The organism is Curtobacterium sp. LFS079, from assembly GCF_047977865.1.
GTDB lineage: Bacteria > Actinomycetota > Actinomycetes > Actinomycetales > Micrococcaceae > Arthrobacter.
In genome coordinates this window covers 34,921-50,653 of sequence record NZ_JBFPFO010000002.1, presented here as the reverse complement: position 1 = coordinate 50,653, position 15,733 = coordinate 34,921, and the positions used below count along the sequence as shown (strand labels likewise).

At 64.3% G+C, this 15,733-nt stretch carries 18 protein-coding genes; 15 read left to right on the top strand and 3 right to left on the bottom strand.

The window, feature by feature from the left end; all coding sequences use genetic code 11:
* Positions 1-70: 70 nt before the first annotated feature.
* The 13 genes from ACNQPB_RS03580 (at position 71) to ACNQPB_RS03520 (ending at position 10,436) form a co-directional block, all read left to right on the top strand.
* Positions 71-973 carry a LysR family transcriptional regulator gene (locus ACNQPB_RS03580; protein ID WP_498749181.1) on the top strand — a complete coding sequence of 301 codons (903 nt, stop codon included), beginning with the start codon at positions 71-73 and terminating at the stop codon, positions 971-973.
* A gap of 130 nt (positions 974-1,103) precedes the next feature.
* Complete coding sequence (locus tag ACNQPB_RS03575; protein WP_498749179.1) at positions 1,104-1,577, top strand: RidA family protein; 474 nt, start codon at positions 1,104-1,106, stop codon at positions 1,575-1,577.
* Positions 1,567-2,574, top strand: a complete 1,008-nt coding sequence (locus ACNQPB_RS03570; RefSeq protein WP_498749177.1) for a threonine ammonia-lyase — start codon at positions 1,567-1,569, stop codon at positions 2,572-2,574. Before ACNQPB_RS03575 ends, ACNQPB_RS03570 begins: the two co-directional genes overlap by 11 nt.
* Before the next feature lie 128 nt (positions 2,575-2,702).
* Positions 2,703-3,473: an amino acid ABC transporter ATP-binding protein gene (locus ACNQPB_RS03565; protein WP_498749175.1), complete on the top strand. Its 771-nt coding sequence runs from the start codon at positions 2,703-2,705 to the stop codon at positions 3,471-3,473.
* Between the two features lie 59 nt (positions 3,474-3,532).
* A complete protein-coding gene (locus ACNQPB_RS03560) occupies positions 3,533-4,432 on the top strand; it encodes a glutamate ABC transporter substrate-binding protein (RefSeq protein ID WP_498749173.1) in 900 nt (299 codons plus the stop codon).
* A gap of 67 nt (positions 4,433-4,499) precedes the next feature.
* Positions 4,500-5,147, top strand: coding sequence for an amino acid ABC transporter permease (locus ACNQPB_RS03555; protein ID WP_498749171.1), 648 nt, complete (start codon positions 4,500-4,502; stop codon positions 5,145-5,147).
* A complete protein-coding gene (locus tag ACNQPB_RS03550) occupies positions 5,144-5,980 on the top strand; it encodes an amino acid ABC transporter permease (RefSeq protein ID WP_498749169.1) in 837 nt (278 codons plus the stop codon). Before ACNQPB_RS03555 ends, ACNQPB_RS03550 begins: the two co-directional genes overlap by 4 nt.
* Before the next feature lie 9 nt (positions 5,981-5,989).
* On the top strand, positions 5,990-6,865 hold the full coding sequence (locus ACNQPB_RS03545) for an HAD-IIB family hydrolase (protein WP_498749167.1): 876 nt from the start codon (positions 5,990-5,992) through the stop codon (positions 6,863-6,865).
* Positions 6,866-7,051: 186 nt separating this feature from the next.
* Positions 7,052-7,516, top strand: a complete 465-nt coding sequence (locus ACNQPB_RS03540; RefSeq protein WP_498749165.1) for a GatB/YqeY domain-containing protein — start codon at positions 7,052-7,054, stop codon at positions 7,514-7,516.
* Between the two features lie 872 nt (positions 7,517-8,388).
* Positions 8,389-9,318: an SDR family oxidoreductase gene (locus tag ACNQPB_RS03535; protein WP_498749163.1), complete on the top strand. Its 930-nt coding sequence runs from the start codon at positions 8,389-8,391 to the stop codon at positions 9,316-9,318.
* A 36-nt stretch (positions 9,319-9,354) separates the two neighbouring features.
* The gene (locus ACNQPB_RS03530) at positions 9,355-9,666 is read left to right on the top strand and encodes a hypothetical protein (protein ID WP_498749161.1); all 312 of its coding nucleotides are present in this window, start codon (positions 9,355-9,357) and stop codon (positions 9,664-9,666) included.
* A gap of 194 nt (positions 9,667-9,860) precedes the next feature.
* Positions 9,861-10,016: a hypothetical protein gene (locus ACNQPB_RS03525; RefSeq protein ID WP_498749159.1), complete on the top strand. Its 156-nt coding sequence runs from the start codon at positions 9,861-9,863 to the stop codon at positions 10,014-10,016.
* 9 nt (positions 10,017-10,025) lie between these two features.
* Positions 10,026-10,436 (top strand): hypothetical protein, encoded by a 411-nt coding sequence (locus tag ACNQPB_RS03520; protein ID WP_498749158.1) that lies wholly within the window; start codon positions 10,026-10,028, stop codon positions 10,434-10,436.
* A 6-nt stretch (positions 10,437-10,442) separates the two neighbouring features.
* Here ACNQPB_RS03520 and ACNQPB_RS03515 read toward each other — a convergent pair whose 3' ends face one another.
* Together ACNQPB_RS03515 and ACNQPB_RS03510 are read right to left on the bottom strand one after the other, a co-directional pair.
* A complete protein-coding gene (locus ACNQPB_RS03515) occupies positions 10,443-11,795 on the bottom strand; it encodes a uracil-xanthine permease family protein (RefSeq protein WP_498749156.1) in 1,353 nt (450 codons plus the stop codon).
* 123 nt (positions 11,796-11,918) lie between these two features.
* Positions 11,919-12,878: an NAD(P)/FAD-dependent oxidoreductase gene (locus ACNQPB_RS03510; protein ID WP_498749155.1), complete on the bottom strand. Its 960-nt coding sequence runs from the start codon at positions 12,876-12,878 to the stop codon at positions 11,919-11,921.
* 76 nt (positions 12,879-12,954) lie between these two features.
* Between ACNQPB_RS03510 and ACNQPB_RS03505 the strand changes: the two genes are divergently transcribed.
* Positions 12,955-13,545 carry a helix-turn-helix domain-containing protein gene (locus ACNQPB_RS03505; protein ID WP_498749154.1) on the top strand — a complete coding sequence of 197 codons (591 nt, stop codon included), beginning with the start codon at positions 12,955-12,957 and terminating at the stop codon, positions 13,543-13,545.
* Positions 13,546-13,583: 38 nt separating this feature from the next.
* Here ACNQPB_RS03505 and ACNQPB_RS03500 read toward each other — a convergent pair whose 3' ends face one another.
* Complete coding sequence (locus ACNQPB_RS03500; protein WP_498749152.1) at positions 13,584-14,894, bottom strand: hypothetical protein; 1,311 nt, start codon at positions 14,892-14,894, stop codon at positions 13,584-13,586.
* 183 nt (positions 14,895-15,077) lie between these two features.
* Here ACNQPB_RS03500 and ACNQPB_RS03495 point away from each other — a divergent pair, with 183 nt between their 5' ends.
* Positions 15,078-15,683 (top strand): malonic semialdehyde reductase, encoded by a 606-nt coding sequence (locus tag ACNQPB_RS03495; protein WP_498749150.1) that lies wholly within the window; start codon positions 15,078-15,080, stop codon positions 15,681-15,683.
* Positions 15,684-15,733: the final 50 nt, after the last annotated feature.

The window sequence follows — 15,733 nt, the reverse complement described above, 5'->3', positions numbered from 1 at the left end:
CCTGCGGAACTTGCCGATGTCAGGCAAAGTTCTCTCCATAGGGACGGTTGTTTGACGAGGCGGAGGCGCGATGAAAGAGATGATCGAAGTCAGGCAGGCACTGTACTTCATCGCGGTTGCGGAGGAACTGCATTTCGGACGGGCGGCCGAACGCCTCAGCATGTCCCAACCGCCCCTTAGCCAGGCCATTCGTCAGCTTGAGCGGATGCTTGGTGCCAATCTCCTTGAGCGGTCGACCCGGGCCGTCCAGCTCACCGAGGCCGGACGATGGTTTCTTGATGAATGCCGGGCGCTTGTCGACACCTCAGTGCGCGCGGCCGAAGCAGCCCATCGCGCGAGTGCGGGGATGGTGGGAACCCTTCGGGTGGGCGCAGTCACGTCAGCCCTCAGCGACCTGTTGCCCCAGATAGTAAGAATGTTCAAGGAATCGCGCCCCTTGGTTGAGCTTCACGTGCGTGAGATCAATACCCAGGACGCCAGGGACGCGCTGTTGCGCAGGGAAATCGATGTGGCGGTCATCCGCCAAGCAGCGAGCACACGGTCCTTGGCAGCGACCCCGCTTCGCCGTGACCGGCTGGCTTTGGCAATGCCCTTGGATCATCCATTTGCAGCGTCAGAAGGCCCCGTGGAGCTGGACGCCTTCCGTGATGATTCCTGGGTATGGCATCAGCGCCACCTGTCCCCTGAATACCATGATGAAATCGCCCTGGCCTGCAGGGCGGCGGGTTTCAGCCCGGAGCCCAAGCACGTTGCCAACAGCATCCATTCGCAACTGGCGATGGTGGAGGCCGGCCTCGGAGTGACCCTCGCCCCGGAGTCCTCGATCCGACGCCGTCCCTGGGCCATCGCCTGGCGGGAGCTGGCCCAGCCTGCCGACATGGTGGAGCTTTCACTCGTCAGCCGTGCCAACGACACCGAAACGTTGGTGGCGCATTTCATGGCGTGTGCAGTTGCCGGCGGGCGCGATCATTAGGTCGCCCAAAGTCTTAGTGTTATAGCTATTTTGACCTTCAGAATATGAGAGTTTGGCGGTGGAATGGGATGACTACCAAATAGGTGACCCGGGGCACATTGTGGCCCGGGGAATGGAAGCAAGGATTCTCATGACTACAGCCCGGGAACGCCTGGCCGAAGCCGGCATTCAACTCTCTACCCCGCTCACTCCGGGTGGCGCCTATGTGCCTTATGTCTGGTCGGGGAACCAACTGTTTGTTGCCGGACAGATCTGCCGTATTGGCGAAGAAATGCAGTACCAGGGTGTGGTCGGCGCTGACCTGACCGTGGAAGAAGGACAGGCGGCCGCGCGCCTCTGTGCAGTGAACGTTCTATCAGTCGTGAGCGAAGTCTGCGGCGGTGACCTGACGGGTGTCCGGCTCCTGAGCCTGAACGGTTTTGTCCGGTGCACGCCCGACTTCGAACAGCAGGCACGCGTGATGGACGGAGCGTCCGAAGTCTTCCTTGAAGCGCTGGGGGACGACGGCAGGCACGTTCGGACGGCGGTCGGGGCATACGCACTTCCCAGGCGTTCCCCTGTCGAGATCTCCACGATTTTCGAGGTGGTCCGGGATGCCCGCTGAAGTGCAAAAGGAAGCCGCCTTCAATATCGGCGAGATCCGGTCCGCGGCTGCTCGGATTACGGGGCGTGTTGTCCGGACGCCTGTGCTGGCCTCGCCGATGCTGGATGAAGCGGCAGGTGCCCGGGTCTTCGTGAAGGCTGAATCCCTTCAGCTGACCGGATCATTCAAGATCCGGGGCGCCCTCAACAAGGTCCTCGGTATGAGCGATGAGGAACGCCGTTCCGGTGTAGCGGCCTACTCGGCCGGAAACCATGCAGCTGCTGTAGCTGCCGCAGCCCGGATCGTTGGCTGTCCTGCCGTCATCGTGGTGCCGAATACGGCGCCGAAGATCAAGGTGGACAACTGCCTCTGGTGGGGAGCGGAAGTCGTGTTCTATGACGCCGCAACACAGGACCGTGTTCAGGTCACCCAGGAGATTGCGGAACAGCGGGGGATGACCATCATCTCCCCGTTCGATGACTACCAGGTCATGGGTGGCGCCGGCACGGTGGGGCTGGAATTCTCGGAGCAACTCCAGGGAATGGGTGAACGCCCGGACGCTGTGGTGGTCAACTGCAGCGGCGGCGGCCTCGCATCCGGCGTCATCGAAGCCATGGAGCAGGCCTTCCCCGGGATTGAGAAGTACATTGTGGAACCTGCCGGCTACGACAAGATGGCCCGCTCGCTCGCCATCGGGAAAGTGTGCAGCAATCCGGCTGTGCGCCACACCATCATGGATGGAATCAGTGGTCCGATCGCCGGAGAAAAGCCACTTGAAGTCTTGCGCAAGTACTCCGTCCAAGGTCTCACGGTCAACGACGACGAGGCCCTGAACGCCGTCGCCGAGGCTTACCGGACTCTGAAGATCGTGGTGGAACCCGGCGGAGCGGCCTCGTTGGCGGCAGTACTTCACAAGGGCGCCTATTTCCAGGGCAAGACGGTTGCAGTTGTCTGTTCAGGCGGGAATGTCGACCCGTCCACTTTTGCCAGGGCCATTCAAGGAAGCTTCGAAAACTAGTCCCGTTCCGGGAAAACGATCACCTCTTGAACCCAAAGCCACCGAGCTGGGGCCCTTGCCCACAGCTCAATCCCGCACATGCCCCGCCGGCCTTCAGCGCACGGTCCGATACCCCAGGAAAACCTCAGATGGATATCTACCGAAATACCGACAAGAACGCTCCGGAACACTTGGTTTCGATTCGGAACGTCAACAAGCATTTTGGCCCTCTTCACGTCCTCAAAGACATCAACCTCCAGGTCCGCAAGGGCGAAGTGGTGGTGGTCATCGGACCGTCGGGTTCGGGCAAGTCCACCCTGTGCCGCGCCATCAACCGCCTGGAAACGATTGATGCCGGCGACGTCTCGATCGACGGAAAGCACCTCCCCGAGGAAGGCAAGCAGTTGGCAAAGCTGCGCGCCGACGTCGGGATGGTCTTCCAGTCCTTCAACCTCTTCGCGCACAAAACGATCCTGGAAAACGTCACGCTCGGCCCCATCAAGGTCAAGGGCGCCAGCAAGGCAGAGGCCGAGAAGGAGGCCATGAAGCTGCTCGAACGCGTCGGCGTCGGGCATCAGGCACCCAAGCTGCCCGCCCAGCTCTCCGGCGGCCAGCAGCAGCGCGTGGCGATCGCCCGCGCCCTGGCCATGAAGCCGAAGGTCATGCTCTTCGACGAACCCACCTCGGCGCTGGACCCCGAAATGATCAACGAGGTCCTGGACGTCATGGTCCAGCTCGCCAAGGAAGGCATGACCATGATCGTGGTCACCCACGAGATGGGCTTCGCCCGCAAGGCGGCAGACCGCGTGATCTTCATGGCGGACGGCCAGATCGTCGAGGATGCCACGCCCGAGGAATTCTTCACCAACCCGCAGAGCAACAGGGCCAAGGACTTCCTCTCCAAGCTGCTGACCCACTAGTCCTTTGCGTTCACACCCCCCCAATTGAGCAATGCCCTGAAAAGGAAAGGAATGCTGTCATGGCACTCTTCAGCACCACAAACAAGGCCGGCATCACGGCCGCTTCAGCCATACTCGCCATTTCGTTGAGCGCTTGCGGCGGCGCCGGGAGCACGGCAGCAGACCCTTCCGGGAGCACTGTGCCGTATTCGGTCGCCAGCGATGTCAGGCTCAGCGGCAGCCCCACCTTCGACAAGATCAAGTCCGACGGCAAGATCCGCATTGGCGTCAAGGAAGACCAGCCGGGCTTCGGATTCAAGGACGCGGCAACCGGCGAGTACAGCGGCTTCGACATCGAAATCGCCAAGTGGGTTGCGGCCTCCCTTGGCTATGACAAGAGCAAGATCGAGTTCAAGCCGATCCCGTCCGTCAACCGGGAGACCGCAATTGAGAACGGCGACATCGATTACTACGTGGGAAGCTACTCCATCACGGAGAAGCGGAAGAAGCAGATCGACTTCGCCGGTCCTTACTTCATCACCGGCCAAGGCCTGATGGTGAAGAAAGGCAACACCGCTATCAGCAGCGAAAAGGACCTGGGCGGCAAGAACGTGTGCTCCGTGACCGGCTCCACGCCGATCCAGTACGTCAAGACGAATTTCCCGAATGCCAAGACCAGTGAATTCGAGACCTACTCCCAGTGCGTCGAAGCACTCAAGGACGGTCGCGTTGATGCTGTCACAACCGATCAGGGGCTTCTCCTGGGGTATGCCTCGCAGGCGCCTGATCTTCTGCAGGTGGTGGGTCAGCCATTCACCATCGAGAAGTACGGCATCGGGCTGCCCAAGGGCGACTCGGCCCTGCGGAAGTTCATCAACAACGTGCTGAGCAACGGCAAGAGCACCTGGCAAAAGATCTACGACATCACGCTCGGTACAACGGGCGTGAAAGTGGACCAGCCGGCTGTCGATAACTACTGACAGGCAGGGGGGTGGGCGAAATCCGGCAGGCTGACGCCCACCGCCATCCGCCGCGAAAGCAGCACTCATGAGTACACTCCTCGATAATCTTGACCTCTTCACCGAGGGTTTCAAGAACACCCTTTTCCTGTTCTTCTTCTCCGCGATCTTCGCCCTGGCACTCGGCACCATTGTCGGCACCATGCGGGTATCACCGGTCCCCGCGCTCCGAGGATTCGGAACCACATACGTCAACATCGTCCGGAACATGCCGCTGACCTTGGTGCTGTTCTTCTTTGCCCTTGGTTATCCCAAACTGGGGTTGCCGGAGATGAGCTTCATGGTGGCTGCCATGGCCGGGCTCAGCATTTACTCTGCAAGCTATGTCGCCGAAGTGCTTCGCTCCGGTATCAATACGGTGCCGATCGGCCAGGCGGAGGCAGCCCGGGCCATCGGCCTGGATTTCGGGCAGGCCTTGGGGCTGGTGGTTCTCCCGCAGGCATTCCGGGCCGTTATCCCGCCCCTGTTCAGCGTGCTTATCGCACTCCTGAAGAACACAACGATCGCCGCCGGGTTTTCCGTCATGGAGGCTGGCGCCATCCGGGCCAACCTTTCCGAACGCGGTGAACCCGCGATGGTGGGTTTGCTCTGGATCGCGTTCTTCTTCGTCCTGCTTGTCCTGACGCTGGCCCAATTCCAACGCTACTTCGAGAAGAAGTTGAAGGTCCTTCGATGAGTTCAGTTCTCTATGATGCACCCGGCCCCAAGGCCCGGGTCCGGCACCGGGCGGTCGGCGTCGTCGGTACCGCGATCGTCATCGGCGTGCTCGTCTTTGTGGTGGGGCAATTGGCGGCCACCGGTCAGTTCAGCGAAGCCAAGTGGAAGATCTTCAGCTTCCCCTTGGTGCAGCAGACCATCCTGCAGGCCACCGGCGCCACGCTTTCCGCATTCGGCGTGGCCGGGGTGGGAAGCCTTGTGCTGGGTCTCGTCCTTGCAATCGGGCGTCTCTCCGACCGTCAATGGATCTCCACGCCGTGCCACTGGTTCACGGAACTTTTCCGGGCAGTGCCGTTGCTCGTGATGATGATGATGCTCTACTACGGCCTCCCGGCGCTCCTGGGCGTATCCTGGCCGCCCTATGCCGCCGTCGTCATCGCGCTTGTCCTCTATAACGGATCGGTTCTGGCAGAGGTGTTCCGCTCTGGTGTTGAAGCCCTTCCCCGAGGTCAACGCGAGGCCGGTGTCGCCGTCGGCCTGAGCAAGTCGCAGGTAATGGTTAACATCCTGCTGCCCCAGGCAATCCGGTCGATGCTGCCAGTCATCATTTCGCAGATGGTCGTTGCATTGAAGGACACCGCCCTGGGCTTCATCGTCACGTACAACGAGATCCTTTTCCAGGCGAAGTACTTCGGTTCCCAGGCCCAGTATGGTTCGCCGATCATTCCCTCAGCGATCGTGGCAGGTGTTCTCTACGTGGGCATGTGCCTCGTCCTGTCGGGATTGGCCAAGTTGGCGGAGCTGCACCTGCGTTCGGGCCGCTTGGGGCTGAAGAGGCCACGCCCGGTATGATCCGGAACCATGAGCGCTGAGCTGAACACCGGAACTCCCGCCGCAGGAACCAAAGCCGGAACCGTCCGTGCCGTCTTCCTGGACGTGGACGGCACCTACGCGGACTACGGCGTTGTGCCCGCGGGCCACGTGCGGGCGGTCCAGGCGGCCCGCAAGGCGGGTCACCGGGTATTCCTGTGCACCGGCCGGCCCGTCTCGATGCTGCCCGAAGCCATCCGCGGAGCGGGCTTCGACGGGCTCGTGGCCAGCGCCGGCGCCTATGTAGAGGTCGCGGGAGAGGTCCTCGTGGACCGGCGCTTCCCTGCAGATCTCGCCGCCCGCACGGTCGCCACCCTCGATGCGCACGACGCCGTCTACGTCCTGGAAGCCCAGGAATCCCTGCACGTGGCACCGGCGGCGGAGGAACGCCTGCGCGCCATCATCGAGGAACACTTCAGCCGGGCGCCCGACGGCCGCGAGATAGGATCGTCCGCGATCCTCGGCTCACTGGAGCGTGTCCCGGACCTGGCCAAAGTGCCGTTCTCCAAGGTCTCGGTGTTCGACTCCCCGGTTCCCATGCAGCTGCTGGTTGAGGAAATCGGCGACGGGATCGCCGTCGTCGAGAATTCCATCGCGGACGAAGGCCGCCACGCTGGCGAGCTGTATCAGCGCGGCATCAGCAAGGCCGACGGCGTTGCCGCGGCGATCGCGCACCTGGGCATTTCGCGCGAAAACAGCATCGCAGTGGGCGACGGCGAGAACGACCTTGAGATGGTCGCTTTCGCCGGCATCGGGGTCGCCATCGAGGGATCCTCGCCCGAGCTGCTGGCGCTGGCGGACCGCACGGCCGCACCGCCGCAGCAAGAGGGCCTCGTGGCGGCGTTCGAGGAGCTCGGCCTCATCTGAGGCGCTTTCGGGTGAAGCGCCAGGGGATCGAAGGCGGTCGCCGCTTCCACTCCCCGGGCAGATAATTGATGTACCAGCATGGCTTTGACTTCCGCCATGCACCTACGATGCGACGCCCCGCCGGGACGCTGTCACCGCTGGCCGGGCTGGCAGCCAGCCAGCCGGCGTATCGAATCGAGGAGCACCATGTCTACGTTGAAGGAGCGGCTGCACGCAGACGTCGTCAGCCACATGAAGGACGGCAACCGCGTCGCCCTGTCCGCCGTGCGCAACGTCCTGAGCGAGATCGACACCCGTGAGAAGGCCGGCAAGACGCCCATCCACATGGACGACGCCCAGATCACGGCCATGTTGCAGAAAGAGGCAGCCAAGCGCCACGAAACCGCCCACATTTACGAGGAAGCGGGGGAGTCCGAGCGGGCCGCCACGGAGATCGCAGAGGCCGAGGTCATCGAGGCCTACCTGCCCGAGCCCCTGACCACGGCTGAAGTCGAGGCCATTGTCGACGAGGCCATGGCATCACTCAGGGCTGACGGCGTGGAGTTGTCGCTCATGCACATGGGTTATGTCATGAAGCCGGTCACCGAGAAGGTTGCCGGCCGCTTCGACGGCAAGGCGGTCAGTGAGATCGTCCGCAAACGCCTCTCGTAGCGAAGCGAGGCGGTAGGAGGCGACGACGGCGGCGGCCGCGCGGCCGCCGTCGCACCTTCGGCAGTCTTTCCTGACAGCTGGAGGCAGCCGACGACGGCGCTCCGGCTGTGGCACGACAACACCTGAGCGGCGTAAAGCCAGCCACTCAGCACGAGTGGCTTGCGTCAGAAGGGTGGCGGGTCGGGTTCGCGGGGCTGGGCTGTGGTTCGGTGGCTGGTGGGTCTTGTGTTTGTGGCGGGTGTCGGGGGGCTGGTCGGTGTATTTTCAGCCTGTGGGGCTGGTCCTTACGTTGTTGGTGTGTGGCCGGTGAACTTTGTATGCTCGCCGTCACCCAGGGATGCCGGGTATGGCTTTGGGCTGGTTGCCTCGTGTGATGGCTGGAATGGATTGGCCGCCTGGCGTCCCGGTCCGACCTGGACCGCTGATTGAGAAGTGCGACATTGATCGACCGCGCGCTGGGCCAGTTCAGCGGTCCGGGAGTCCCAGCCCGCGCCCGACGCCTTCGAGCGCAGACACCACACCGGCCAACACCTCCAGAGGGTCCTTCCCCCCGCGCCGTCCGGGTCAAAGCCCCCGCGGCCATGGTGTTCTCCATGCCCTCAATCCAAACAAAGTGGTCTGACATTTTTGCGGCCCGGCCCGCCTGCCCGTCTCGCTCGCCTGCGCCCGGTTTGGTCGCCCCCGGGTCTGGAAGCCAACCCTCTCGCCACGCAGGGGGAACTTACTAAGTTTGCTGATTAATTTCCCGGAAACCATGGACTCGCCGCGCGCCCGCCGTTAGCGTCGAAAGAGAGGACGGTACCCCCGGCGGCGCCTCCCGTGGTCTCAGAAATCCCTTGACGCGTACATCCCAGTAGACAAGCAGATGGACTATGAGCGACTCACAGCAGTATGCATCGCAGCAGGCGCCCGAAGGCGCCTTGGAGTCACCCCCGCAGGATCCGCGCGGCGGCTACCCCGTGGGGCCCTTCCCCAGGCAGGAACAGGAACAGCCAGGCCTCACCGAAAAGGCCGATCCCGTGCCGGACCACGGCGAACGCAGCTACGAAGGCCACGGCAGACTGGACGGAAAAGCGGCCCTGATCACCGGTGGGGACTCCGGAATCGGCAGGGCGGTGGCGATTGCGTTCGCCAGGGAAGGGGCCGACGTCGCGATTTCCTACCTCCCTGAAGAAGAGGTGGACGCCACGGCGACGGCGGCCCTCATCCAGGAAGCCGGCCGGCGCTCCCTGCTGCTCGCGGGTGACGGACGCGAAGAGCAGTTCAGCACGGAGATCGTCGAAAAGACCGTGGATGCATTCGGCAAGCTCGACGTCCTGGTCCTCAACGCGGCGTACCAGAAGAACCGCGAGAGCCTCGATTCAACGCCCACGGAGGAGTTCGACCGGGTCTTCAAGACCAATCTCTACAGCCTGATCTGGAGCGCGCAGGCGGCGATTCCCCACATGGCTCCCGGTGGCTCGATCATCACCACGGCGTCCATCCAGGCCTTCAACCCTTCGCCGGGACTGTTCGACTACGCGATGACCAAGGCCGCGCAGGTGGCGTTCACCAAGGCGCTGGCCCAGGAACTCGGGCCGAAGGGCATCCGTGTGAATGCGGTGGCGCCGGGACCCATCTGGACCCCGCTGATCCCGGCCACCGACTGGCCCGACCACCTGCCCGAGTTCGGGCAAGACACGCCGCTCGGCCGGGCGGGTCAGCCCGCCGAACTGGCCGCCGCGTATGTGCTGCTGGCGTCCAACGAGGGCTCGTACATTTCCGGCGCCGTGCTACCCGTGACGGGCGGCAAAGGCCTCTGAGTGGACCCGGTTCTCAACGAAAAGAGGAGGAACACCATGGAGCAGGACCGCAGGAATCCCGAAGAGGAAGCAGGCGGGTACGGAACGCCCACCGCGGAGCAGGAGATGGGTGCGGGGACGCAGTTCGCGCAACCCCGGACGGCGCAACCCCGGACGGCGCAAGACAGCGCGGAGCCGGAGGTCCTGCTGCCTTCCGCAGAAGCTCCGATGGACGAAGGAAACACCGAGGTGCCCGGGCGCCCGGACGTTGATTCGTCGAGTGGGCCCGACGGCGGCGCCACCAGTCTGCCGGCCGAAAAGTCACCGCGTGATGACGAGGATGAAGACGAAAGGTTCGACGCCGGGTAGGGGCCCGGGCTCAAGGGCGGCGGTAACGCATCATTCCGGTTCGTCCTGCAGATCAGGCGGGTTTCGCGCGGCTCTGATCGCCTGATCTGCAGGATCAAAAGACCCAACGCTTTGCCCCGAGAGTGAGCCGAGGCGCGCCGGCTCGGGGCAGGTCCTTCGTTGACACCCCCCGTTTCGGAGTCCTCAATGGGGTTATGGATCAGGCCACTGTAGGTGTCGTCTGGGCGGCGACATGCATCGCGGGGGTGGTGGCCCTAGCGTTGGCCGCGCGCCGGATCGGCCGCTTGAACGCGGCGGCGTGGATGCTGGCCGTCGCGGCACTCCTGCTCGCGGGGGAGGACCCATGGTAGCTGGCGTTCATGGCCTCCACTCCTGTCAGTAACACGGACGATGGAGTGCTGGGTCTCGTGAAGGCGCACACCTTGGCACACATGGTCGGCGGCGCCGGCATGTCCGTGGCTGGCCTTGTGCTTGCGGTGTGGGTTGCCCATACGGGACTTCGTCGCGCCCAACGCTGGGCGTGGTGGGCGTTGCTGACTGTTCTGCTGATCGTCGGAGGAACCGACACGCATGAACTGACGATCTACCCGCACGGCCTGCCGCTGTTCCCCACGCCCTCCGACGGCAACCGGGGCTTCGGCTGGCCCAGCCTGGTAGCCGGTTTCGCGGCCTGGGCTTTGGCCCTTGGCTTCTCATATGGCCCCGTTTTCCGAAGCGGCGACCAAGGCGGCCAAGGCATCCAAGGAGGACAAAAAAGAATTCGCCGCTAGGAGCCCTTACCGCTTCTTCGGGTGCCGCTTCGCCGCCGCGTTGATCGCCGACTTCGCGGCCGGCGGCAGCCCTGCGGTTTCCATTTCGGGTTCAGCGGCGGTGCCCCGCGCCCGGGCGACGGCCCTCATGCCGTGGTAGATCACCAGGGCCGCAGCGGAACCAAGCGCGATGCCGGTGAACTTCAGTTCGCCGATGGTCCAGGTGTAGTCGGCGATGCCGATGATCAAGGCGACGGCGGCCGTGGTCAGGTTGACGGGGTTGGAGAAGTTGACCTTGTTCTGCACCCAGATCTTCACGCCCAGGATGCCGATCATGCCGTACAGCATGGTGGCCGCGCCGCCCAGAACGCCGGCCGGGACGGTGGCAATCAGTTCGCCGAACTTCGGCGAGAAGCTCAGCAGGATCGCGAACACGCCCGCCACCCAGTAGGCCGCCGTCGAATACACCTTGGTGGCGGCCATGACGCCGATGTTTTCGGCATAGGTGGTGGTGCCGGAACCGCCGCCGAAACCGGCGAGGACGGTCGCGACGCCGTCGGCAATCAGGGCGCGGCCGGAGACGTCGTCGAGGTTTCGGCCGGTCATGGTGGCCACCGACTTCACGTGCCCCACGTTTTCGGCTACGAGCACCAGCACCACCGGCACGAACAGGCCCACTACGCCCAGATGGAATTCCGGGGTCTGGAAGTGCGGCAGGCCGATCCACGCCGCGGCATCCATCTTGGAGTAGTCCACCTCGCCGCGCGCCATGGCCGTGACGTAACCGACCACCACACCCACCAGGATGCTCAGCCGGCCCACGATCCCGCGGAACAGCACGCTGACCAGGATGATCGTCACCAAAGTCACCAGCGCTGTGATGGGCGCCTTGTCGAAGTTCGTCTTCGCGGCCGGGGCCAGGTTCAGGCCGATCAGCGCCACGATGGCGCCCGTGACGATCGGCGGCATGGTCCGGTTGATCCACTCCGCGCCGAACTTATTCACCACCGCGCCGATGAGCGCCAGTACGACGCCGGCCAGCACCACTCCGCCCAGCGCACCGGCCACGCCGTACTGCTGCTGGGACGCCAGGATGGGGGCGATGAACGCGAAGCTGGAACCAAGGTAGCTGGGCACCCGGCCCTGGGTGATCACCAGGAACAGCAAGGTCCCGACACCGGAGAACAGCAGGGTGGTGGCCGGCGGCATGCCGGTGATGATGGGCACCAGGAAGGTGGCGCCGAACATCGCCACCACGTGCTGCATGCCGACGCCGATGGTCAGCGGCCAGGCCAGCCGCTCCTCGGGGGCCACCACGTGGCCGGGGCGGATGGTCTTGCCGTTGCCGTGGAGCTTCCATTTGACGCCGAGCATGCTCATGGCAGGGGCCTTCCTCAGAAGATAACGGGGGTTCGCTGCCACTTTACCGCTGAAATGTGAGGCCCGCTTTACGTGCTTTGGCGCGGACAAAGGACGTAGAGCGGGCCCCGCAACGGAAGGATCTCAGTACCCCAGGTTGAAGCTGCGCACCGCCTCCCTGATGTCCTCCTCCACAAGGTCGGCGTTGATGGCCGCTGCTGCCACCGATCCTTCACTGGCTGCCGTGATGACCTGGGCCCGTGGATTCGCCAGGTTCCCGGCAACGTACACGCCGCGGACGCTCGTTTGCCCCGCGCCGTCCGTGACCACCCATCCGGCGTCGTCCGTTTCGCAGGCCAGGCCTCTGAGCAGGCCGTTGTTCGGTACGAAGCGCGGCGGCACAAACAGTGCACCCCGGGGAACCAGCCTGCCGTCCGTCATTTCGACCCCGGAGAGGTGTCCGTCCTGGACCACCACCCGCTGGACCGTTCCTTCCACGACCCCGATCGCGCGGGCCGTCAGCTCGGTGCGCTGCTGCACGGTCAGGAGCCGCTCGGGAACAAAGAGCACCACGTCCTTGGCCCACTGGCGGATCAGCTGGACATAGCGGACTGAATCCGGGGAATTGCCCAGGACGCCCAGCGGCCGGTCACGAACCTCGTAGCCGTGGCAGTAGGGGCAATGCAGCACATCCTTCGCCCACAGCTCCGCCAGCCCCTCAATCTCCGGAAGCTCGTCGCGCAGGCCGGTCGCCACGAGCACGCGCCGCGCCGAAATCCGCCGCCGGTCCGCAGAACCGTCCCCCGCAGAACCATCACCGGACAGCAGCACCCAGAAGCCTGAGGTGCCGTCCGGCACCAGGTCCTGTACGACGCCGTCGAGCACCTCGCCGCCGTAACCCTGCACTTCCTTCCGGCCGACAGCCAGCAGCTCCCGCGGCGGCATGCCGTCACGCGAGAGGAAGCCATGCATGTGCGCCGCCGGCGCGTTCCGCGGAGAGCCGGAATCCACCACTAGGACCCTCCGCCCGGCCCGGGACAATACCAAGGCCGCCGACAATCCGGCCGCGCCGCCACCAATAACCACAACGTCGTATTCGCTCATGGACCAAGGCTGGGGTGTCATCCCTGAACCGGCAACAATCGTTGCTGTTTCCGGGAAAGCCGGCTTGGATGGTCGGGTGGATGATGACCCAAAGGAAATTGCGGCAGCCCTCGAGCAGGTGGGCGAACGGCTGAAACGGCTCCGGACCCAGCGCGGCGTCACGCTGACTGCCCTGGCCGAAACTACGGGTATCTCGAAAAGCACCTTGTCTCGGCTGGAGACCGGCCAGCGCAAGCCGGGCCTGGAACTGCTCCTCCCGCTGGCGCAGGCGTACCGGGTGCCATTGGATGACCTGGTGGGTGCGCCCGAGGTCGGTGACCCCAGGATCAGGCTCAAGCCCCGACAGGTGAACGGACGGACGGTCATTCCCCTCACCAAACAGCCCGGCGGACTACAGAGCTGGAAGATCGTCATTCCGGCCTCGAAGGCCGGGCCGGATCCGCGCGTCCATGAAGGCTACGAATGGATGTATGTGTTGTCCGGGCAGTTGCGGCTCGTCCTCGGCGACCTTGACCTGGTGCTTGGTCCCGGGGAAGTGGCTGAATTCGACACCCGGGTGCCTCACTGGTTCGGAAGCGCGGGCGAGCAGCCGGTGGAGGTCCTGAGCGTCTTCGGCGGGCAGGGCGAGCGGATGCACGTCCGGGCGAAGTCAGGTTCTAAGCGCTGAGAGGCGGACGCTGAGAAGCAGACGCCGAGAAGCAGGGGTTAACGCGCGGCGTTCCAGGCTTTGATGAACTGGTCCTGGTCCACGTTCTTGACGTATTCGAAGGACTCTTGGGTCAATGTCTTAGCGGCGTGGAAGTTGAGTTGGCTGTCGTCCGGGCCCCGCAGCACAGTCCACGCCCCCATGGCCACCAGTGGCCTCACAAGGGATGCCGCATTGTTCAGCGGCACTTTGAAGTCCGCTTCGAGGCGCTTGTCAGCCGAGTCACTGATATCCAGCGCCGTGACTGCGGGGTTGCCGGCTAGTTCCTCGAAACCTCGCAGCTGGGTGGGCTTCCCGTCGAGCCAGGAGTAGCTCAAAGGATTTCGCGGTTGCCAGGCAACGGGGAGCCGCAGCTCCAGCACGTACCTCGCGGTGAATTCGGGCTGCTTCTGTGCTTGCTTGACAACGGAGGCGGCATGGCTGACGCCTGACAGGGTGACTGTGATCCAGGTGCCGCTTCCCATGCGCACGGACTTCACTCCCGGAAGGCCGCGGAAAGCCGCGCGGAGCCCGGCAGCTTCCGGGGCCAGTGCTGCGCCGGCCACGCTGCCCTGCCGTACCTGGACTGTGAGCCCGCCACCGGCGGCCGTGGCCGCCTCCTGGATCGCGGCCTGGGCTGTGCTCGGTTCCACGGCGATGGTGAGAACGCGGTTCTCGAACGTCCATTCGGCGATTTCTTCGCGGGCGGAAACCGTATACAGGGCTGATTCAAGCCCCGCCGGGACGTCCTGCAGGATGGCGTTGACCGTTCCCCGTGGCTCGTTCAACTCGCCCTCCAGTTGCGCGTTCAGCTGTATGGCGGGGCCGTCGGACCACATGGGCAGGCCGTTGAGCAGCTTCCGGTCGGCGAGGAACGTCTCTGTACTGCCGCGGTAGATGTGGTCGCCCGCGGCGCCCGACTTGCACGTCCAGGTTCCGGCCAGACTCTTCCCTGTGGCCTGGAGCTGTGTACGGAGCTTGGTCTTGGCTGGCGCAGCGGGGTCGCCGCTGCAGACCCCAACGCCGTTGGCTGCGAGGCCTTGGAGCTCAAGCCTGGAGCCAAAAGGCGGTCCGTAATCCTTGATCCGCTTTTGGAAGTCTGCAAAGACGTCCTCGGGTGTATCCGCCCGCAACATCACTAGGATTTCGGAGGAGCCAAAGAACGACGCGGAGCCCGGATGGATATCCAAACGGTCGATCCACTGCGCGTTGCTCTTCTCGATATAGGCGCGGAAAGAATCCCTCCCGCTGGATCCGGGGTCCTCCGCGCAGGATGAGGTGCCAAGTCCCAGCACCGCGGCCAAGACCAGGAAGAGTGCCGTGCGCTTCATGCTTCCAACCCCCATATCCCGCCGAAGCGGACCAGCTGCGGCGATTCGCGACCAGCCTACGTTCCGTGTGCCCAACGTCACGCGGCGTTAAGGGAATCTGTGGATAACGCTTGAAGTTGCAACCATGGAAAGCAACAGCGCCCGGCCATCCCCAAAGCCACGGGCCCAGCGAAAGGTACGCGAATGACAATCGCACACGAAGAAGCAGTGATTGACGCCGCCGCAGTCGACGCCATTTTTGCCGAAGCCCGCACCGCCAACTCCTTTGCCGGTGAAGTCACCGAGGAGCAGGCCCAGGCCATCTACGAACTGACCAAGTTCGGCCCCACCGCCTTCAACTCCCAGCCGCTGCGCGTCACCTACGTCCGCTCCGACGAGGCCCGCGCCAAGCTCGTGGACTCCCTCATGCAGGGCAACAAGGCCAAGACCGCTTCCGCCCCGCTGGTCGCCATCCTCAGCTACGACACCGCCTGGCACGAGCAATGGGACAACTTCCTCCCCGGCTACAACGCCCCGAAGGCCATGTACGACGCCGACGCCGAGGTCACCGCGGCCACCGGCAACAACAATGCCCACCTGCAGGCCGGTTACTTCATCCTCGCCGTCCGCTCCCTCGGCTTCGCCGCCGGCCCGATGACCGGTGCCGACTTCACCGCGATCGACCGCGACTTCTTCCCGGCCGGCGACCAGAAGAGCTTCCTGGTGGTCAACATCGGCCAGCCCGGCCCGGACGCCTTCGGCGCCGCCAAGCCGAAGTTCGCCTACGACGACGTCGTCCGCACCGTCTAGCTGCGACACAGCCAAAGACCCGGGGCCGCGCTCGCAGCGCGGCACCCGGG